The sequence below is a fragment of the Paraburkholderia sediminicola genome (assembly GCF_046026855.1).
Classification (GTDB): domain Bacteria; phylum Pseudomonadota; class Gammaproteobacteria; order Burkholderiales; family Burkholderiaceae; genus Paraburkholderia; species Paraburkholderia sediminicola_A.
The window spans coordinates 24,574-44,021 of the sequence record NZ_JAQQET010000050.1; the positions used below are offsets into that span (position 1 = coordinate 24,574).

Below are 19,448 nucleotides of genomic sequence, written 5' to 3' on the forward strand. Positions count from 1 at the left end.
TGAATCACCGTTAGCTGCGTCCGAATCCAAAGGAACCATCGTGCCGACTTCATCGCACACCGCTCGCCCGCTTACCGAAACCCTGCCGCCGCAACGCGTGCTTGCGGTCGACGATCTGTCGGTTGCATTTCGCAGTGGCGACAAGACTTTCAACGCAGTGCGCAATCTCTCGTTGACGGTCGAGCGTGGCGAGACGCTGGCGATCGTCGGTGAATCGGGTTCGGGCAAATCGGTGACATCGCTTGCCTTGATGCGGCTGATCGAGCATGGCGGTGGGCGCCTTGCCGGTGGCAGCATCGCATTCCGGCGCCGCGACGGCAGCGTGATCGACCTCGCGAAAGCGCCGTCCGGCACGATGCGTTCGATTCGCGGCGCCGACATTGCGATGATTTTCCAGGAGCCGATGACTTCGCTCAATCCGGTGTTCACGGTTGGCGACCAGATCAGCGAGGCGATTGCCTTGCATCAGGGAAAGAGTCGTTCGGCCGCACACGCCGAAACGCTACGTCTGCTCGAACTCGTGCGCATTCCGGAAGCGCGCCGGGTGGCTGCTCGTTTTCCGCATCAGCTATCTGGCGGCATGCGTCAGCGCGTAATGATCGCAATGGCGCTGTCGTGCAAGCCCGCACTGTTGATCGCCGACGAACCGACCACCGCGCTCGACGTAACGATTCAGGCGCAGATCCTGCAATTGATTCGCGGCCTGCAGGACGAGATGAACATGGGCGTGATCTTCATCACGCACGACATGGGGGTGGTGGCCGAGGTGGCCGATCGCGTGCTGGTGATGTATCGCGGCGAGAAAGTGGAAGAGGGTGCGTCGGATACGCTGTTTGCCGCGCCTTCGCATCCCTATACGAAGGCCTTGCTCGCTGCGGTTCCACGCCTCGGCGCAATGCAGGGCACCGATCAGCCCGCCAAGTTTCCGATTCTGACCGTCGAGCAGGCAGCGCTCACCGGCGTCGACGAACCCGTTCGTCCAGCAGCCGCTGTCGCGCACGAAAGCCAACCGTTGATCCTTGACAGCACGCCGCCGATTCTGCGCGTGCGTGATCTGATCACGCGCTTTCCGGTCAAGAGCGGTGTGTTCGGACGCGTGACCGGTCGCGTGCATGCGGTCGAGAAAGTCACCTTCGATCTGCGGCCAGGCGAAACGCTCGCGTTGGTCGGCGAGTCGGGTTGCGGTAAATCGACAACAGGTCGTTCGTTGCTGCGTCTGGTGGAAAGCCAGAGCGGTTCGATCGAATTCGACGGCAAGGAAATCAGCGCGCTCACCGGCCCGGCGTTGCAAGCGCTGCGCCGCGATATCCAGTTCATTTTCCAGGACCCGTTCGCTTCGCTGAATCCACGCTTGACGGTCGGCTTCTCGATTATGGAGCCGCTGCTCGTGCATGGCGTCGCTCAAGGCGCGCAAGCCCAGGCACGGGTTGCGTGGCTGCTCGAAAAAGTCGGCTTGCCGCCCGAAGCCGCGCGCCGCTATCCGCACGAATTTTCGGGTGGCCAACGGCAACGCATCGCGATCGCGCGCGCGCTCGCACTGAATCCGAAAGTCGTGATCGCGGACGAATCCGTCTCCGCGCTGGACGTCTCCGTGCAGGCGCAAATCGTTAACCTGATGCTCGATCTGCAACGCGAACTGGGCGTCGCGTATCTGTTCATTTCGCACGATATGGCGGTGGTGGAGCGCGTCAGCCATCGCGTGGCGGTGATGTATCTCGGCCAGATCGTCGAGATCGGTCCGCGCCGCGCGGTGTTCGAAGCGCCGCAGCATCCGTATACGAAGAAACTCATGGGCGCGGTGCCGGTTGCCGATCCGGCGCGCCGTCACGCGAAACGCATGCTCGCCGCCGATGAGATTCCGAGCCCGATCCGCGCGCTGAACGACGAACCGGTCGTGGCGCCGCTGGTTGCAGTGGGACCGGACCATTTCGTGGCCCAGCATCGAGTCGGCGGGGCTTACTAGAACCAGACGTGAACACAAGCCCGAACGTAGAACTGAACAAAGCACCGAACCTGAATTAAAGAACTTTCTCTCGCAGCACATAACCCTGTTTCAATTCGCAGCCTGGAGCCAACCTCATGAACCTGCTGGTCCCGTCTTCTCCGTTTCGTTTGCGCGCGCTGGTCAGCGGCGGCGCGATGGTGTTCGCGATGCTCGCGGGCAATGTGGCGCACGCTGATACGACGGCCGTGATGGCCGTTGCATCAACCTTCACGACGCTCGATCCGTACGATGCTAACGACACGCTGTCGCAAGCCGTTGCCAAGTCGTTCTATCAAGGCCTGTTCGGTTTCGACAAGGACATGAAGCTGATCAATGTGCTGGCCGATAGCTACGAAGCGAGTCCGGATGCGAAGGTTTACACGTTCAAGCTGCGTCACGGCGTGAAGTTTCAGGACGGCACTGATTTCAACGCCGCTGCGGTCAAAGCGAACTTCGACCGCGTGACCGATCCGGCGAACAAGCTCAAGCGCTACAACATGTTCAACCGTATCGAGAAGACCGAAGTGGTCGATCCGTACACTGTGAAGATCACCCTGAAGACGCCGTTTTCGGCGTTCGTCAACGTGTTGGCGCATCCGTCGGCGGTCATGATTTCTCCCGATGCGCTGAAGAAGTACGGTAAGGACATCGCGTTTCATCCGGTCGGCACAGGCCCGTTCGAACTGGTGAAGTGGGACCCGGCAGGCGACCTGACGGTGAAGAAGTTCGCTGGCTACTGGAAGAAAGGCTATCCGAAGGTCGATGCAATCGACTGGAAGCCGGTGGTCGACAACAACACGCGCGCTGCGTTGATGCGCACCGGGGAAGCGGACTTCGCGTTCCAGGTGCCGTTCGAACAGGCGGCGCAATTGCAGTCGAGCCCGAAGGTCGATCTGATCGCATCGCCGTCGATCATCCAGCGCTATATCAGCCTGAACGTCAACCAGAAGCCGTTCGACAACCCGAAGGTGCGTGAAGCGCTGAACTATGCGGTCAACAAGGACGCGCTGACGAAGGTCGCGTTCGCCGGTTACGCGACGCCGGCTGATGGTGTGGTGCCGCAAGGTGTCGACTACGCCGTGAAGCTCGGCCCCTGGCCGTACGATCCAGCCAAGGCGCGCGAGCTGCTGAAGGAAGCCGGTTATCCGAACGGTTTCGAAACGACACTGTGGTCCGGGTATAACTACTCGACCGCACAGAAGGTGATTCAGTTCGTGCAGCAGCAACTGGCGCAAGTCGGCATCAAGGCGCAGGTCGAAGCACTCGAAGCGGGTCAACGCGTCGCAAAGGTGGAAAGCGCGCAGGACCCGGCGACCGCACCGGTGCGGATGTACTACATCGGCTGGTCGTCGTCGACGGGTGAAGCGGACTGGGCGATTTCGCCGCTGCTCGCGTCGTCCTCGTTCCCGCCGAAGATGGTCAACACCGCGTATTACAAGAACGATACCGTTGACAGCGATCTGAAGCAGGCGCTCGAAACCACCGACCGCACGAAGAAGGCCGTGCTCTACACTGACGCGCAAAAACGCATCTGGGCCGACGCACCGTGGATCTTCCTCGTCAAGGAAAAGGTTGTGTACGCGCGCAGCAAGCGTTTGTCGGGCGCGTATGTGGCGCCGGACGGCTCGTTCAATTTCGACGAGATCGCGATCAAGTGATGAGCTGACCGTTCGGCGCGGCGTGTCCCCAACGAGCACGCCGGCCGGGTGGCTGCTTTCTAACGATTCTTCGTTGCCCGCATTATTGCCGGATTGGTTTCATGCTGAACTTCCTCGTCAAACGTATCTTTGGCCTGCTGCCGACGCTCTTCATCGTCGCCGTGCTGGTTTTTCTGTTCGTGCATCTGTTGCCCGGTGATCCGGCGCGCCTCGCTGCCGGTCCCGAAGCGGATGAAGCGACGGTTGCGCTGGTGCGTGCCGACCTCGGTCTTGATAAGCCGATGCCGCAGCAGTTCGTCAACTTTTTCGTGAAGATCGCACATGGCGACTTCGGCACGTCCACGCGCAGCAAGCGACCGGTCAGCCAGGAGATCGGTGAGCGCTTCATGCCGACCCTGCTGCTCACGCTCGCGAGCATGGTGTGGGCGGTGGTGCTTGGCATGGGCATCGGCATCGTCTCGGCAGTGTGGCGAAATCGCTGGCCGGACCGGCTCGGCATGACGCTGGCGGTGTCGGGCATTTCGTTTCCTGCCTTCGCCCTCGGCATGCTGCTGATGGAAGTCTTTTCGGTAAAGCTCGGCTGGCTGCCAATCGTCGGCGACGGTTCATGGAAGAGCTACGTGCTGCCCTCGCTCACGCTCGGAGCGGCAGTGGCGGCGGTCATGGCACGCTTCACGCGTGCTTCGTTCGTCGAAGTGATGAACGAAGACTTCGTGCGGACTGCCCGCGCGAAAGGTGTGCCCGAGTGGCTCGTGATCGTCAAACACTGCCTGCGCAATGCGATGATTCCCGTCATCACGATGATGGGGCTGCAATTCGGTTTTCTGTTGGGCGGTTCGATTGTGGTCGAAGTGGTGTTCAACTGGCCGGGCCTCGGACGCCTGCTGGTGGACTCCGTTACGATGCGCGACTATCCGGTGATTCAGGCGGAAGTGCTGTTGTTCTCGCTGGAATTCATCATCATCAATCTGGTTGTGGACGTGCTGTACGCCGTCATCAATCCGACCATCCGTTTCAAGTGAGGCCCGCATGAGCATCTCAGCCACCGAGGCGAATGCGGCCAAGGCCGCCCTCGTAGAAAACACGATCCGCACACCGTGGAGCGAATTCTGGCGCAAATTCCGTAAGCAGCATGTGGCGCTCGCCGCCGGCATTTTCGTGCTGCTGTTGATCCTGGTTGCGATTCTCGCGCCGCATATCGTGCCGTACGACCCGGAGAATTTCTTCGACTACGACGCGTTGAACGCTGGGCCCTCGGCCGCGCACTGGTTTGGTGTCGATTCGCTGGGCCGTGATATTTTCAGCCGCATTCTGGCGGGTTCGCGTATTTCGCTCGAGGCCGGTTTTCTGTCGGTGGCGATCGGCGCGGTAATCGGCACGTTCTTCGGTTTGCTGGCCGGTTACTACGAAGGCTGGTGGGATCGCATTACGATGCGCGTCGCCGATGTGCTGTTCGCGTTTCCGGGCATTCTGCTGGCGATCGGGGTGGTTGCGATTCTCGGCAACGGCATGATCAATGTGATCTGCGCGGTGGCGATTTTCAGCATTCCGGCGTTTGCACGGCTCGTGCGCGGCAATACGCTGATGCTCAAGCAACTCACCTATATCGAAGCGGCGCGCAGCATCGGCGCATCGGACTGGACCATCATCGTGCGGCATATTCTGCCGGGGACGATTTCGTCGATCGTCGTGTACTTCACGATGCGAATCGGTACCTCGATCATCACGGCGGCGAGCCTGTCGTTTCTCGGACTCGGCGCGCAACCGCCGACGCCTGAGTGGGGCGCGATGCTCAACGAAGCGCGTGCCGATATGGTCACCGCGCCGCATATTGCGCTGTTTCCGAGTCTGGCGATTTTCCTCACCGTGCTGGCATTCAATCTGCTCGGCGACGGTTTGCGCGATGCGCTCGATCCGAAGCTCGACCGGTCATGAGTTTTGCTGAAACCGCAGTTGAAAACACACCGCATATCGGTGTGTTGCCGAGCGGCCCGCGTGGGACGATTGCCGACGTAGAAGGCGTGACGGTGGGACATTGCACACTGGATGAAGGTGCCGTGCAAACCGGCGTGACCGTGATTCGTCCGCACCGTGGCGATCCGTTTCTGAACAAGGTGCCTGCGGCCGCTTCGGTGATCAACGGGTTTGGTAAAAGCATCGGACTCGTCCAGGTCGAAGAACTCGGCGTGCTGGAGACGCCGATTGCGTTGACCAATACGTTTGGCGTCGCCGCCGTTGCACAAGCGCAGATTCGCGCTGCAATTCACGCCAATCCGCAAATCGGGCGCGAATGGTCGACGGTCAATCCGCTGGTGTTCGAATGTAACGACGGATACCTGAACGATATTCAGGCGTTGGCGGTAAGCGAACAGCATTTCACTGTTGCATGTGAAGCAGCAGGCGTTGACGTCGCAAGCGGTTCGGTTGGTGCAGGCCGTGGCATGTCGTGCTTCGATCTGAAAGGCGGCATTGGCAATGCTTCACGCGTGGTCGACGTAGCAGGGCAGCGCTATACGGTTGGCGCGCTTGTGTTGGCGAACTTCGGTCGCTTGCCGATGCTGACGATCGACGGCACGCCGCTTGGCCGCGTGTTGGCCGAACGCGCAGCCAAAACTGCCGCACAACCCGAGCAAGGCTCGATCATCATGATCGTCGCCACCGACGCGCCGCTCGATGCACGCCAGCTCAAGCGGCTGTCATTACGCGCCGCGGCCGGTCTCGCACGAACCGGTTCGGTGTACGGCCACGGCAGCGGCGACATCGCGTTGGCGTTTTCCACGGCCTACACCGTGCCTCAGGAATCCGACTTTGTCGCGCTACCGCCAGTGCTCGCCGACGCACGCCTCGATCCGCTGTTCCGTGCCTGCGCGGACAGTGTCGAGCAGGCAATCGTCGATGCACTATGGCGCGCGACTTCCGTCACAGGCCGCGACAGCCATCAACGTCTATCGCTGCGCGACACCGCACCCGACCTGGCTCAACTTCTCAAGTAACCATCCCTGATGAAAGTCCTGATTTCTGCCGACATCGAAGGCGTCGCCGGCGTGTTTCATTCCGAGCAAACACGCGCGGGCAACGGTGAATACGAAGCCGCACGCCGCTGGATGACACTCGAAGCCAATGCCGCGATTGAAGGCGCGTTCGCAGGCGGCGCGACGCATGTGTGGGTCAACGATTCGCATGGCGGCTTCCGCAATCTCCTGCCCGATCTGCTCGACGCACGCGCCCAGGTGATACTCGGCAAACCGCGTACGCTCGGCATGATGGCCGGCCTCGAATACGGCGCGGCACTGGTCTTCATGATCGGCTATCACGCGAGGTCGCAAACGCGCGGCATTCTCTCGCATACGATCAACAGCTTCGCGTTTGCGCGCGTCTCGCTGAATGGCGTCGAAGTGGGCGAGGCAGGATTGTATGGAGCGCTGGCTGAAGAATATGGCGCACAGGTAGCGCTTTTATCCGGCGACGATGTATTCGCGGAAGAAACCGCACCGCGTTTTCCCGGCGCACGTTTTGTCGTCACCAAGAACGCGACGGGGCATGCGAGCGGTGTCACGCAAACGCCGGCAAGCGCTCGTGATGCAATTGAAAGTGCCGCGCGCGAAGTGGTGCGGCACTACATCGACAAGGGTCACGCACCGCAAGCCACGCGCGCGGCCGCGAAACCCGTCGACTGCGAGTTGCGTGTGCAAACTACCGCGCTTGCCGATCTGTTCTGCCAATGGCCGACGCTCACACGCGTCGATGCCGTCACGTTGCGTTTTAGTGCCGAATCGGCGGAACATGCGGTGCGCATGCTGAACTGTCTCTCGGCGATGTCGTTCATGCTGCGCTGAGCTGCGTGACGAGCACGAGTGCCCTGCAAACGCGGCGGTTCCCCATGCTTACGTTTCGATAAAAAGCTGCCCGCGCGGTGACACGTTTTGCGAGGAAGCGGTACTCTCTGGCATTCCAGAGGTGCCGTCTTTCTCACTTAGCGGAGTACAGCATGGGTAAGCAGACTATCGCGGATTATCTGGCCAGAACACTGGCGGCAGCAGACGTCGAACGGATTTGGGGCGTGACGGGCGACAGCCTGAACGGCCTGTCGGATAGCTTGCAACGGCTCGGTTCGATTCGCTGGATGCATACGCGCCATGAAGAGGTCGCGGCCTTTGCCGCCGGCGCCGATGCGGCGGCCACCGGCAAGCTCGCCGTCTGCGCGGGCAGTTGCGGTCCCGGCAACCTGCATCTGATCAACGGCCTATACGACTGTCATCGTAATCATCAACCCGTGCTCGCGATCGCCGCGCACATTCCGTCATCGGAAATCGGCCTCGGTTATTTCCAGGAAACCCATCCCCAAGAGTTGTTCAAGGAGTGCAGCCACTACGTCGAGCTGGTGACGAACCCGTCGCAGTTTCCGCGCGTGCTGGCTCGCGCCATGCGCACGGCGATCGAAGAGCGCGGCGTCGCGGTAATCGTGCTGCCGGGCGACGTCGCGCTCGGCGAGGCACCCGACGAAACGCCGGCGTGGGCAGGTACGCTTGAACGCTCGACGGTGGTGCCCTCCGGCGCGGATCTCGACCGGCTCGCCGATATGCTGAATCAGGCCGGTGGCGTGACGCTACTGTGCGGCAGCGGTTGCGCGGACGCGCACGACGAAGTGGTGGCCTTCGCTGATCAACTCGGCGCGCCCACCGTGCATGCATTGCGCGGCAAGCAATACGTGGAGTGGGACAATCCGTTCGACGTCGGCATGACCGGCCTGATCGGTTTCAGCTCCGGCTATCACGCGATGATGTCGTGCGACACACTCGTGATGCTCGGTACCGATTTCCCGTATCGCAACTTTTATCCGACGCACGGGAATGTGGTGCAGATCGATCGCCGCGGCTCCGCGCTCGGCAAGCGGGCGCCGTTGAAACTGGGCCTCGTCGGCGATGTCAAGGCGACCTTGCAGGCGCTGTTGCCGTTGATCAAACGCAAGACCGATCGGCGCTTCCTCGAAAACGCGCGCAAGCACTATGCGGACACGCGCAAAGACCTCGACGATCTCGCCCGGCCATCCGATCCGGGTCGGGCGATTCATCCGCAATATCTGACCAGCATCATCGACAAGGTGGCGAACGAAGACGCCGTATTCTCTGCCGATGTCGGCACGCCGACCCTCTGGGCCGCGCGTTATCTGACGATGAACGGCAAGCGCAGTTTGCATGGCTCGTTCAATCACGGCTCGATGGCTAATGCAATGCCGCAGGCGCTGGGCGCGCAAGCGGCGGAGCCGGGCCGCCAGGTGATTTCACTATCGGGCGACGGCGGGCTGTCGATGCTGCTCGGTGATCTGCTCACCGCACGCCAACTGAATCTGCCGATCAAGGTGGTCGTGTTCAACAACAGCACGCTCGGCTTCGTCGCGATGGAGATGAAGGCGGGCGGCTACCTCGAAAGCGGCACCGATCTCGCCGCGACCGACTTCGCGGCGATTGCGCGCGGTGCGGGGATCTATGGCGCGAGGGTCGAATTGTCGGAGAACATCGAGCCCGTGTTGCGCGAGGCATTCGCACATCCTGGACCCGCGGTGATCGATGTGGTGACGGCGAAGCACGAACTCGCGTTGCCGCCGAAGATTCAGTGGGCCCAGGCGAAGGGGTTCAGTTTGTATATGCTGCGGGCGGTGTTGAATGGCCGCGGTGATGAGGTGGTCGAATTGGCGAATACGAATCTGCGCTGAGGAGGGGGCGAGTCGCAGCGCGTTAGTGCTTTAAATCCGCCTTGGTGTTTGAGGGTGCTTGCGTGAACCTGATTGCGCTTAAGCGCCAAAGCGTTTGCTTGCAGCAGCGTATGCGCGAGTCGTCTCGTCGCGCATACGTATCAAGCCCGCTGCTGCTTACTGTTGCCGGCTCAACTCCCGCGCTGCACGATCGATCACATCCGCAACAGCACCCGCGTGCGACACCGGCACTAGATGGCTCGAGGCGATCGGCACGATCTTGGCCCCCATCCGGTCGGCCATGAATTTTTCGATGGCGGGTGACACCGCGCGGTCCCTGGTGGTCAGCACGTACCACGACGGCTTCTCCTTCCAGGCTACCTGACTGACCGTTTCGCTGAACGCCTTTGCGGCGATCGGCTGTTGCGCGGCGGAGAGCACGCGCGTTAGATTCTCTGGCACGTCGGCGGCGAAATCGGCGTGATACTTGCTGCGGTCGAGCCACAGGAACCCGGTTGCGTCCGCGGTGATGCCTTGGCCCGCGGGCATCGGTGCCGCGCGTTTCATCAGGTCCATCGTCGACTCATGCAGGTCCGGCGCGATTGCCGCCACGTAGACGAGGCCCGCGACGTTCGGCGCGTTCGCGCCGGCTTCGGTGATCACGACACCACCCCATGAATGCCCCACCAAAATGGTCGGCCCATCCTGGCGTGCGAGAACGCGACGGGTAGCGGCGACATCGTCGGCAAGCGACGTGAGCGGATTCTGCACCGAACTCACGTGATAGCCCTTCTGCTGCAACTTCGCGACGACACCGTTCCAGCTCGACCCGTCGACGAAAGCGCCATGAACCAGCACGACGTTGCGTACGGGGCCGGTCATCGGTGCTGCGGATGGTGTGGCGGCACTTGCTCCTGGGGCGGCGGGCGTGGGCGCTGTGGCGGCAGGAGTCGCGGGTGCTGCGGGCGGCGGCGCTGGCGCTTCGGGCGCGCTCGACTCCATGCCCGGCATGTCGGCCGGTTCGGCGGCGGGTTCTGCCGTGGGCGCCGCGGTTTGCGCGAGGGCACCCGCGCCAGCGAAGCAGAGACACAAAGCAGCGGCGCAAAGCAGACGTTTGAGCGACATGTTGAATCTCCGAAGGCTGAAACCTCGACTAGGGCAACATACAGAAGCCCCACGCCAGTGACAATCACTATCCTCGCTATTAAGTGCGGCGCAGAACCAAGCGCGGGTTGCTCCCAGTATTTAGGTAATATCGGCCGCGGTAAAATTTCAGGTTCTGCCGGGGCGGACCATAAGTCTGATCGGGTGATCGATATCCATACACTGGGGCGCAATTTTGAATAGTGCACAGCAGCAAGACGGCCTGAAGCGCGGGCTTAAGAATCGCCACATCCAGCTGATCGCATTGGGCGGGGCGATCGGCACCGGCTTGTTTCTCGGCTCCGCCAGCGTGTTAAAGGCAGCCGGGCCGTCGATGATTCTCGGCTACGCGATCGGCGGCATCATCGCCTTCATGATCATGCGGCAGCTTGGCGAAATGGTCGCGCAGGAACCGGTCGCCGGTTCGTTCAGCCACTTCGCGTACAAATATTGGGGCGACTTTCCCGGCTTTCTGTCCGGCTGGAACTACTGGGTGCTGTATGTGCTCGTGAGCATGGCCGAGTTGACCGCGGTCGGCACCTACGTGCATTACTGGTGGCCTGGGGTGCCCACGTGGGTATCGGCGCTGGTGTGCTTCGCCGTCATCAACGCGATCAATCTCGCCAACGTCAAGGCGTATGGCGAAACCGAATTCTGGTTTGCGATCATCAAGGTCGTGGCGGTGATCGGCATGATCCTGTTCGGGGGTTATCTGCTGATCAGCGGCCATGGTGGGCCGCAAGCCTCGATCACCAATCTCTGGGCCGACGGCGGGTTTTTCCCGCACGGTTTTCATGGTTTGTTCATGATGCTCGCGGTCATCATGTTTTCGTTCGGCGGCCTCGAGTTGATCGGCATTACGGCTGCTGAAGCGGACGACCCGCAGAAGAGCATTCCGAAGGCCGTGAATCAGGTGATCTACCGGATTCTGATTTTCTACATCTGCTCGCTGGCGGTGCTGCTCTCGTTGTATCCGTGGAATCAGGTAGCGGCCGGCGGGAGTCCGTTCGTGATGATTTTCTCGCAGATCGGCTCGACGCTGACCGCGAACATCCTCAACGTGGTGGTGCTGACCGCGGCGCTGTCGGTCTACAACAGCGGCGTATATGCGAATAGCCGCATGCTCTACGGTCTCGCGGAGCAAGGCAACGCACCGCGCGCACTGATGAAGGTGGACCGGCGTGGCGTGCCGTATATGGCGATCGGTTTGTCGGCGCTCGCCACGTTCACCTGCGTGATCGTCAACTATCTGATTCCGGCCGAAGCGCTTGGTTTGCTGATGGCGCTGGTGGTGGCCGCGCTGGTGTTGAACTGGGCACTGATCAGCCTGACGCATCTGAAGTCGCGCAAGGCGATGGTGGCGGCGGGCGAGACGCTCGTGTTCAAGTCGTTCTGGTTCCCGGTCAGCAACTGGATCTGCCTCGCCTTCATGGCGCTGATTTTCGTGATTCTGGCGATGACGCCGGGCTTGTCGGTGTCGGTGTGGCTCGTGCCGGCGTGGCTGGTCGTGATGTGGGCGGGCTACGTGTTCAAACGCCGGCGGGCAGCGATGCATGGCGGCGCTTTTTGATTTTATACGGTACTGCCTGAATCTTTTTTGGTGCCTAGGGCCGGAATCGAACGTCCTTATCTGGCGGGGCAGTTCGGTTCCCGGTGTGCAGATTGTGGGAAGTTGCCCCGGTCTGTGGTTTTGCGAAAACTGCGAAGCTTCCACGCGCTCTGTAATGCTTGCTGGCGAACGACGCTGAGCAGCTCTGTTGGGCCGCCGAGACCTGACACATGGCCGTCCGCTCGCGGCTTAGCATGAGTCGATGGGCTGAGATGCTTCCACGTCCCCTTGGTGTTCCAGCAGAGATTTGCCATCGTATTTCAAATGACGATACTGTCGAGTTGCGGTAACCGCCCGAGTGACATCCTTCTGCCCGCCAACAAGTCCCGTTTTCGTTTCGCCAATCGGGACCGTCGGACATCCTAGACTCCTCGGACGCGGCGCTCAGCCACTGGGCAGCGCAAACTTACCGCCGAACAATAAATATATGAGGAAGAGGAAACTCGATATAGCGCTTTTTACGGCATCGGTGACCACGGTCAAAGGCCGCAGTATGGCGTTAAGGCGGTGGTTGTGCTCCATCTTCTCCGGAGTGTCCAGAATCACCCTAATATCATTGCTGCAGCAGGTCAGGAGGTCTGCGCCAGAATAGGCGCCCAAGCTGTTGTGGTCATGCCGATGGCCGGTAATGTCTGTGGACCATGTAGCATTGAAATCACCGGTGTAGTTGTTCTTAAACGGCGTAAAACCGTATTTCTCAAGTCTGGCAATCTCCCTGTTCGGAAGCCCGATATCCAGAGCGCGTAACTCCGGATCATAGCCTATGAAGGTGACCTGCAGTCGCGAGCTCAAGCTGCCGTCAGTGTTGAACTGTAGATCGGATAACACCCCATGGGCATACCATGGGGTATCGGAACTCTTCATGGGGATCGAATGCTTCAAAGGTGCCAAGGCCAGGCTCAAGGTCCGGGTGGGAAGCGCGAAGTCGTAGTCGTATTGTTCTGTGCGTACGAGTAGTCTGTCCCCTGTGCTGTTGAGCTTCAACTCGTCAATAGATTCGCCGCTCACCTGAGGGTATTGCGGGAACTCGGGAACCAGATAGCACGCAGCGACAAAACAAACCGCAAAAATCGCTAGGTATTTGATGTATTTCATCCGTGACTTTCGGGCCATGATTCTGAACCGCCCAGGAATTGTAGATGGCGGTTGGTTTAAGTTGATGCAGGCATGTCAGCGGCGTTGCCGAATTGCCCACAGTTTGCCTTAGCTTCGGCGGGAGTTATAGCCGGGCTTTTCCATCGGTCGATGATGGTTGAGGCGGGCCACCCATTCCAGTTGTTATGGAAAGATTGCAAATTTCCCCGGACGCAACGAAACACCATTCACGCGCACTGAATCCCCAACACTATGCTTCGGTAGACATCATGTTCTGCGACGCAATCAACTTGGGCGGTGGACGGCAACCGCAGATACACAGATCATCACTGAGGGCTGCATGCCTTCCATCCGGTGCAGTCATCATCTGGCGGGGTCCGTCACACTGGATCTTGCCCGTCGTGTTGCAGGCAGGGCAACTCACGCTACCGCCCTCGTGCGTGACGTCCTGTCCGCTCAGTTGAATCGTGGTCGCCGTAGTCTGGACCGTGCCGTTGGCTGTCGTCTTGTCGCCGTTGAGTATCAGATAGCGTTGCATGTCTTGGTTCGCGGCGTGGTTGTCAGGCTATGATTTTTGCTCGAAGACTCCGCGCGGCCGGAAATAGCTGAACGGTTCAACGTTGGCTACAAAATCAACCTTGGAATTGTGAACATAGTGAGCGAAGAAGTTGACGATACTATCGGGTGCATTCGTCATCCAGGCATCGAGTCGCCATTGTTCGGGCTTGAATGCATAAAAAAAGACCCGTTCCTCCGAGGTTCCGCGATTGGTCACGACGATATCGCGATGGGTCTTCAATGCCTCAGCATAAGCCGGTGCCTCGATATCAATCGTCCCCCACATCGCATGCTTAACGGGGCTATCGTTGAACGATTTTTGACCGACGACCGGCTGCTTTCTCCGCGATAGGGTTCCGTTGCTTTCGTAGTACGCCTTCATGTGGCACGTCATGTCGGCCTCAACAGATGTTCCGGGAGGACTGGCTGCGCTTATGTAATCCTGATAGTTCTTCTGTGTCTCTGGCTTGACCGTAAAGCGGTCAGCGATGGGAGCGAGGGTAGCCTTGATTTCCGCTAGTGACAGCAAACGAACGCCGGACTTTAGAGCCTCCTGGTGCATATCGGTCATAGGAATCCGGGCATAATTTCCATCTAGATTCTGGTCATTCGGCCCATACCCACCGCCAATATCGGAATGCACACCCGGGAAGACCTTTTCGGTCCAACCTGCCTTGTATCGGCCGCCTTCACGAATCAAGTCCACCGGAAATGAGTAGCGGAGTTCATTGGCTGCGACGAAATGCACACATCGCTCTACACAGGCGGGGATACGCAGGTCACGTTGCTCCAAGGGAAGCGTGAAGTTGTGCGCTGGCAGACCGAACGAAGCAACCGTGTCGAATACACCTATGAACGTGAAGCGTACTGGGAAGCCATTCAATGTCAGCGAACCGTCTCCCTGTTTCTTGCACTGTCCAACCAGCATGTTCACGAACGCGCGTGAGAGAGCCGCTCCGCGAGAGAAACCGATCACCGATATATTCATGACTTTGATAAGGCGATGTGCCCCAATCGCCTTGTTCAGGTCATTCAGGCTTGCATTTCTGTTCTTCTCGACATACTGTTTGATTTCTCCCCCCATCTTCTTGGCGTTGTTAACCAGAGCCTGGCGTAACGCCTGATTCATGCGGTCCTCGCCATCAATCAATCGGCGATCGCCTCCTGCGCCAAACGCGCCGCCCAAGACGGTGTCTTCAAGCCAAACATCAGATTTGTCGACCCAAGACGCGTCGCCGTTGAATGGTGTGCCGACGCCGCTGACGTAGAAGCTATAAATTCCTTTACCCGGGGCATTTATCGACGCGTCAAACAATCTTGCGACGTTGCTCCATCGTTGTCCTGCAGCGTCGGCGTCTCGGTTATTTCCAGTACCGTCAAAGAAGAACGCGAGGTGAACCACATCGGAACAATCTTGCTTCGCCGTTGGCGGAGCTTTGGGAACGTCACGCGTCGCGGCCCCTATGATCTGCATCAACGAAGGAGGTTGGGGAAGCGAACTCATTACTTTTTTTCCTCCGGTTCTGGCCGTTCGTCGACATATTCTTTGGATGCCTCAGCAATGGCCGTTGCATTCGGGTACACATGAACAGTGAGGACTTTGGAGTCGCCAGGCAATTCCTGCAAAACGGCAGTTGCATGAATTCTTTCGCCCAATCTTGGAGCGCCTTCCGGGCCTCCCAGTGAATATTCGATTGATATCGGACCCGGCTTGACCTTCACACAGCAGACAATTTTTCCTCCGGCGTTGCCCGGTTCATACGCCATGAACGCACCACCTGCGTATTGACCGTTGACGGCAACATCGTAAATCGCGCGGGGCCAGTAATTGTAAACGGCGACATCAAGATTCATGGGCCTCTCCAAGCAGGCAGTGAGTGGCAATACGGACAATAGCCCGACGATCAGGCGGCCGATCATGAAATTGGCCGCAGCTTCAGTTTTGGACTTCATTCTGGTGTCTCTGGTGTTTCGGTCGATTTCAACAATTCGAAGAGTCAACATTATTCGCCCGGCTTGACTGGTGAACGGATCACGAATGCGCCACATCAACCGTCGGGACATCCCGTGGAAAGTTCTTCATGAGATCGTCAAAGGTCAAGACCTTTGATTTCACCTGTTCGAGCAAAGCGGCGACTTCCGGCAGGGTGTTGAACGAGTTCCCATAAGTAAGCGCGATACAGCAATAATTGACGAGATCGCCGGTGCCTTCTAGTCCATATTGCCGCGCATTCAGAATCTGCGAGCGTACAAATGCGTATTGTGCCGAATCTGGTATGCGAAGCAGCAGGCCCGGCATGTTGAGCCGGATGTAATACAGGACGCTATCCGGCACACTGGCTTCAACCAGTTCGTCAACCTGATGCTGGTTGAGTTGCAGCGGCGGCGGTATTAACGCCGAGGCATCCCCAATTGAGTTTGCATTCCAGTCTATGGATTGCAGACGCCCGGCTCGATCCCAGTACCACCATTCGAGAACGGGAGCGAGTAATGCCTGCTTCTGACCGTTCGTCAACACCGGACCGCGAACATGCTGCGTGTCGTCTTCCCGGGCACCATTCAGTACCGCGAGAATGCTGGAGTCCCAGAACGCAAGTGCCATGATCGTATGATCCGGCAGAACGACATCGACGAACGAACTCAAATGCGCCGCAAGTGCCTCTAGCGGCATCGTGGAAATGAGCAGCGTTGCGCACGGTACATTAGCGGCGTGCCGATCCAACCACGCACCCGCGTGAAGATAATTTGCCGCGTCGATTCGGGTCAGGTGCGGCGCGACTGCTCTTACATCGGCCCCACCGTCCAGCAGACACACGGCGTTTGCTGATTCGAAGAGCAGTGCATCCGGCAGGGATTTGTCCTGAGCCGGATCGGCCAGCACATACGCGTGTGCGTGTCGCGACTGTGCCGCCGCGAATACGGTTACTGCTGTCATTTCTTCATGATCCTTTCTTGTTCACGAAAGCCGCCCGTGTGGCTGCTCGCTGTCGCAGGCATTCCGCACAGGCCGATTGCGATGCCTTTTGAACCCGCGTCCTCTCCTGTGCCTGATTCACAACCATGTGAACATGCGCGCTTGACGCGGATCCTGCGTCGGGCACGGTGGCTACAAAAGGCACGTCAGACTCCCTTCGTGATAAGCGCAGAGCGGGCCGCGGCACGTTTTAACAGGCACTCGACGCAAATGGACTGCGGCAATCCGGGCAACGGATAAGGCAGGCTTGCTGGGCCGGCGAACGAATGCTGAGCGCCCTTGATATCGATCTTCCCCGGCGCGTGAATCTCGATGTTGCCGTCCTCTATGCGGATATATGCGCCGCCAGATGTGAGCAGAATTTCCTGCTTCGCCGCCGCCTCAATCGTTTCGGTCGCAGACAGCAATTTCAGCGTCTTCTGTGCAGTCAGTTCGATGTTGTCCGAGTGGGCCTGAATTTCTACCTTCCCCTTCGCTGCGAAGAGTTTCATCCCCGCGTTCAGCACAAACAGGCTAAGCTTTTCCGCAACGCTTGCGATCAGGGATTTGCCGGTCGCGATGTGCGTGCTCTGACCGCTCACGAAGTTGATGTGCTGGTCGGCGGAAACATGGGTCGATTTCTGCGCGGACAGGGCGATGCCCGATGGGCTACCAAACAGCATGACCGGTTCCTTGAACGCATTCGCATTGCCGGTTCCGCCGCCTGCCGTGTTTCCCCCTGACGATGAGCCCGACACACTGTTCTGTGTCGCGTCGGTGAATGACTTCAGCGAATCGTAACCATCCTTGAGGCTTTCCGCCTGGTGCGCGGTGCTGGCATCCGACATCGATTCCAGCACGCTTTCGGAATTCACCAGTTGCGGGGTCGTTTGCCGTGCATCCAGCGGCTGACTGGTCGCCTGATAGGTGGCGACATATAGACCTTGACCCGCACGCACTGCACCGTAGGCGTCAGACTTCAGATCGAAGCCGCTGCCCAAGTATGATCCCCGCGTGTTGCCGCTCTGGTCAATCAGGTAACCCAAGTGCAATTGCGAATTGCAGCTCGTGGAATATAGATGAACGCGGTTCTGACCCGTCGAGTCATCCATTACCATCTGGTTGTAGCCGCTTCCCTGATATTCCTTCGACTTGTAGCCAGAGAGCAACCCGTTGGAATGCCAGTGTGGTTGTGTCGCGCCGTTATAGACGCGCCCCGTTACGAGCGGCCTGTCGCAATCGCCGTCGACCCAGTTAATCAGGACCTCTTCGCCGACTCTCGGCACGTGCACGCCGCCGTATCCGCCGCCGGTATCGGACATCGCGACGCGCACCCAACACGATGCTTTTTCATCACCGTTATTGAGCCGATCCCAGTGGAAACGCACTTTGATACGGTTCAGCGAATCCGTGTAGACCTCTTCGTTTGCAGGGCCAACGACGATTGCCGTCTGCAAGTGCATTTCCGGTTTGTGCTGGTCGAGCGGGCTGCGATACGGCACAACCTTGCGTTGGGCTTCGATTTCAACGAGGAAGAAGCCTTCACTGCCATCCGCGTGTCTGACCTTCAGACCGTCTTCAGAGGCATGATTCGCTCTGACCGTCGCAAGGTCGCCCTTAAGGCTATGCGGGAGCTCGGCGGCCTGACTGGACACCGGCAGGTTGTTTTCAATGAACCATGTAGTCTCAATAATGGCGAATTGTCGGTTCTGCTCGCTATCTGTGGCGTGCTCGGGGTGATTGTCCAGTTCGAACCAGCGGCCGGCATCCGCACCTCGCACACCACCCGAACCGTAAAAACGCTTCGCCCGCGATTCCCACTCTTCCATCCGGATTTTTGAAAGGGCATCGCCCCGGTCCTGCTTGCCGTAGGTATAGGCCCCGGTGTATTCATACACTTCTGCTTGCTGGGGCAGGTTTCCCTGTGTGGGAAGCGTCGGAATGTTTGTGCCCTTCGGATTGACGGGCGAAGCCGGTGCCTTGTAATCGAAGGTGCGGGTTGTGAGCGTCGTGCTTTGCAATGTTCTTGTGCCTGACCACTGAACCAGCGCATCTGTTTCGCTGTTCGTGCCCGCGCGGTAGAACTCAACGGTTTGCGGTGAAAGTGAAGGGAACGTGTCCAGGCTGTCCGTGACGATGAACGTATGCGACTTGCCGTCGCTCGTCTGCTCGAAATAGCCGAACAGCCCCTCGCTTTCCATGAGCCGTTGCACGAAATTCCAGTCATCTTCGTATTGCATGCAGAACGAGCGAGAGGCCAGCGGCTTGCTCAGGGTGAAGCGGAACGCACCTTGAGCCTTCGGGTGCATGTTGAAGACATCGGTCAGGATTTCGTCAACCGGTTTGTCCTGCCAGATTCGCGCATCCTTGCGAAAGCGCAGAAAGTGCAGCCACGACGCAAACGCGATCTGGTAAGTGGTGAGCCCGGTGTTTGACCCAAGACGGCGGGCCGTGTGCACATAACCGTGATGGGGCAGATATGACCTGTCTGTCTGCTGAATCCACAAAGTGACGGGCTGGGCAATCAGCGTTTTGAGCTCAACGGTGCCGGATGTGGAAACGACATCCGCTGTGAATTCATAATGACGGCCGATTCGTGAGTGACCGACGACCCGCTGGGGCACCAGGACATTATTTCCCAGTGAAGTATCCAGCTTCAGCAGGCGATCACGCTGGACGAGTCCGCCAGTTATTGCCCCGATTATGTCTCTTCTTGTTAGCTGGCCGAGCGACCGCGCTTCGCGCGATTTTACGAA

15 protein-coding genes are annotated in these 19,448 nt (G+C 59.2%); 8 read left to right on the top strand and 7 right to left on the bottom strand.

Annotated elements, in window-relative coordinates; translation table 11 throughout:
* Positions 1 to 40: 40 nt before the first annotated feature.
* From PQR40_RS36325 to poxB, 7 genes are all read left to right on the top strand, one after another.
* Positions 41 to 1,963 (top strand): dipeptide ABC transporter ATP-binding protein, encoded by a 1,923-nt coding sequence (locus tag PQR40_RS36325; RefSeq protein WP_408511064.1) that lies wholly within the window; start codon positions 41 to 43, stop codon positions 1,961 to 1,963.
* Between the two features lie 116 nt (positions 1,964 to 2,079).
* Positions 2,080 to 3,642 carry a glutathione ABC transporter substrate-binding protein GsiB gene (gsiB, locus tag PQR40_RS36330; protein WP_408222599.1) on the top strand — a complete coding sequence of 521 codons (1,563 nt, stop codon included), beginning with the start codon at positions 2,080 to 2,082 and terminating at the stop codon, positions 3,640 to 3,642.
* A gap of 101 nt (positions 3,643 to 3,743) precedes the next feature.
* Positions 3,744 to 4,664 carry a glutathione ABC transporter permease GsiC gene (gsiC, locus tag PQR40_RS36335; protein ID WP_408511065.1) on the top strand — a complete coding sequence of 307 codons (921 nt, stop codon included), beginning with the start codon at positions 3,744 to 3,746 and terminating at the stop codon, positions 4,662 to 4,664.
* Positions 4,665 to 4,671: 7 nt separating this feature from the next.
* Complete coding sequence (gene gsiD, locus PQR40_RS36340; protein ID WP_408222595.1) at positions 4,672 to 5,577, top strand: glutathione ABC transporter permease GsiD; 906 nt, start codon at positions 4,672 to 4,674, stop codon at positions 5,575 to 5,577.
* Positions 5,574 to 6,635 carry a DmpA family aminopeptidase gene (locus PQR40_RS36345; RefSeq protein ID WP_408222593.1) on the top strand — a complete coding sequence of 354 codons (1,062 nt, stop codon included), beginning with the start codon at positions 5,574 to 5,576 and terminating at the stop codon, positions 6,633 to 6,635. The genes gsiD and PQR40_RS36345 overlap by 4 nt, the downstream gene beginning before the upstream one ends.
* Positions 6,636 to 6,644: 9 nt before the next feature.
* On the top strand, positions 6,645 to 7,478 hold the full coding sequence (locus PQR40_RS36350) for a M55 family metallopeptidase (RefSeq protein ID WP_408222591.1): 834 nt from the start codon (positions 6,645 to 6,647) through the stop codon (positions 7,476 to 7,478).
* A gap of 152 nt (positions 7,479 to 7,630) precedes the next feature.
* Positions 7,631 to 9,355 carry a ubiquinone-dependent pyruvate dehydrogenase gene (gene poxB / locus PQR40_RS36355; protein WP_408222589.1) on the top strand — a complete coding sequence of 575 codons (1,725 nt, stop codon included), beginning with the start codon at positions 7,631 to 7,633 and terminating at the stop codon, positions 9,353 to 9,355.
* A gap of 156 nt (positions 9,356 to 9,511) precedes the next feature.
* Here the strand turns inward: poxB and PQR40_RS36360 are convergent, their stop codons facing one another.
* Entirely contained in the window at positions 9,512 to 10,459 is a 948-nt protein-coding gene (locus tag PQR40_RS36360) for an alpha/beta fold hydrolase (protein ID WP_408222587.1), read from the bottom strand.
* Between the two features lie 214 nt (positions 10,460 to 10,673).
* On the opposite strand from PQR40_RS36360, the gene PQR40_RS36365 reads away from it, so the two are divergent.
* A complete protein-coding gene (locus PQR40_RS36365) occupies positions 10,674 to 12,047 on the top strand; it encodes an amino acid permease (RefSeq protein WP_408337545.1) in 1,374 nt (457 codons plus the stop codon).
* A 423-nt stretch (positions 12,048 to 12,470) separates the two neighbouring features.
* Here PQR40_RS36365 and PQR40_RS36370 read toward each other — a convergent pair whose 3' ends face one another.
* The 6 genes from PQR40_RS36370 to tssI all read right to left on the bottom strand — a co-directional run bounded on the left by PQR40_RS36370 (position 12,471) and on the right by tssI (position 19,397).
* On the bottom strand, positions 12,471 to 13,181 hold the full coding sequence (locus tag PQR40_RS36370) for a hypothetical protein (protein WP_408511066.1): 711 nt from the start codon (positions 13,179 to 13,181) through the stop codon (positions 12,471 to 12,473).
* A gap of 250 nt (positions 13,182 to 13,431) precedes the next feature.
* On the bottom strand, positions 13,432 to 13,719 hold the full coding sequence (locus PQR40_RS36375) for a PAAR domain-containing protein (RefSeq protein WP_408511067.1): 288 nt from the start codon (positions 13,717 to 13,719) through the stop codon (positions 13,432 to 13,434).
* Positions 13,720 to 13,746: 27 nt separating this feature from the next.
* Complete coding sequence (locus tag PQR40_RS36380) at positions 13,747 to 15,243, bottom strand: T6SS phospholipase effector Tle1-like catalytic domain-containing protein (RefSeq protein WP_408511068.1); 1,497 nt, start codon at positions 15,241 to 15,243, stop codon at positions 13,747 to 13,749.
* On the bottom strand, positions 15,243 to 15,692 hold the full coding sequence (locus PQR40_RS36385) for a DUF3304 domain-containing protein (protein WP_408222577.1): 450 nt from the start codon (positions 15,690 to 15,692) through the stop codon (positions 15,243 to 15,245). Before PQR40_RS36385 ends, PQR40_RS36380 begins: the two co-directional genes overlap by 1 nt.
* 79 nt (positions 15,693 to 15,771) lie before the next feature.
* A complete protein-coding gene (locus tag PQR40_RS36390; protein WP_408511069.1) occupies positions 15,772 to 16,674 on the bottom strand; it encodes a DUF4123 domain-containing protein in 903 nt (300 codons plus the stop codon).
* A 185-nt stretch (positions 16,675 to 16,859) separates the two neighbouring features.
* A complete protein-coding gene (gene tssI, locus PQR40_RS36395; RefSeq protein ID WP_408511072.1) occupies positions 16,860 to 19,397 on the bottom strand; it encodes a type VI secretion system Vgr family protein in 2,538 nt (845 codons plus the stop codon).
* Positions 19,398 to 19,448: the final 51 nt, after the last annotated feature.

What these genes read in the sequence shown, in the direction of transcription:
- PQR40_RS36380 (WP_408511068.1), bottom strand. Translation starts at nt 15,243, where the DNA reads ATGAGTTCGCTTCCCCAACCTCCTTCGTTGATGCAGATCATAGGGGCC.
- PQR40_RS36360 (WP_408222587.1), bottom strand. Translation starts at nt 10,459, where the DNA reads ATGTCGCTCAAACGTCTGCTTTGCGCCGCTGCTTTGTGTCTCTGCTTC.
- gsiC (WP_408511065.1), top strand. Translation starts at nt 3,744, where the DNA reads ATGCTGAACTTCCTCGTCAAACGTATCTTTGGCCTGCTGCCGACGCTC.
- gsiD (WP_408222595.1), top strand. Translation starts at nt 4,672, where the DNA reads ATGAGCATCTCAGCCACCGAGGCGAATGCGGCCAAGGCCGCCCTCGTA.
- PQR40_RS36350 (WP_408222591.1), top strand. Translation starts at nt 6,645, where the DNA reads ATGAAAGTCCTGATTTCTGCCGACATCGAAGGCGTCGCCGGCGTGTTT.
- PQR40_RS36375 (WP_408511067.1), bottom strand. Translation starts at nt 13,719, where the DNA reads ATGCAACGCTATCTGATACTCAACGGCGACAAGACGACAGCCAACGGC.
- PQR40_RS36345 (WP_408222593.1), top strand. Translation starts at nt 5,574, where the DNA reads ATGAGTTTTGCTGAAACCGCAGTTGAAAACACACCGCATATCGGTGTG.
- PQR40_RS36390 (WP_408511069.1), bottom strand. Translation starts at nt 16,674, where the DNA reads ATGACAGCAGTAACCGTATTCGCGGCGGCACAGTCGCGACACGCACAC.
- poxB (WP_408222589.1), top strand. Translation starts at nt 7,631, where the DNA reads ATGGGTAAGCAGACTATCGCGGATTATCTGGCCAGAACACTGGCGGCA.
- gsiB (WP_408222599.1), top strand. Translation starts at nt 2,080, where the DNA reads ATGAACCTGCTGGTCCCGTCTTCTCCGTTTCGTTTGCGCGCGCTGGTC.
- PQR40_RS36370 (WP_408511066.1), bottom strand. Translation starts at nt 13,181, where the DNA reads ATGAAATACATCAAATACCTAGCGATTTTTGCGGTTTGTTTTGTCGCT.
- PQR40_RS36385 (WP_408222577.1), bottom strand. Translation starts at nt 15,692, where the DNA reads ATGAAGTCCAAAACTGAAGCTGCGGCCAATTTCATGATCGGCCGCCTG.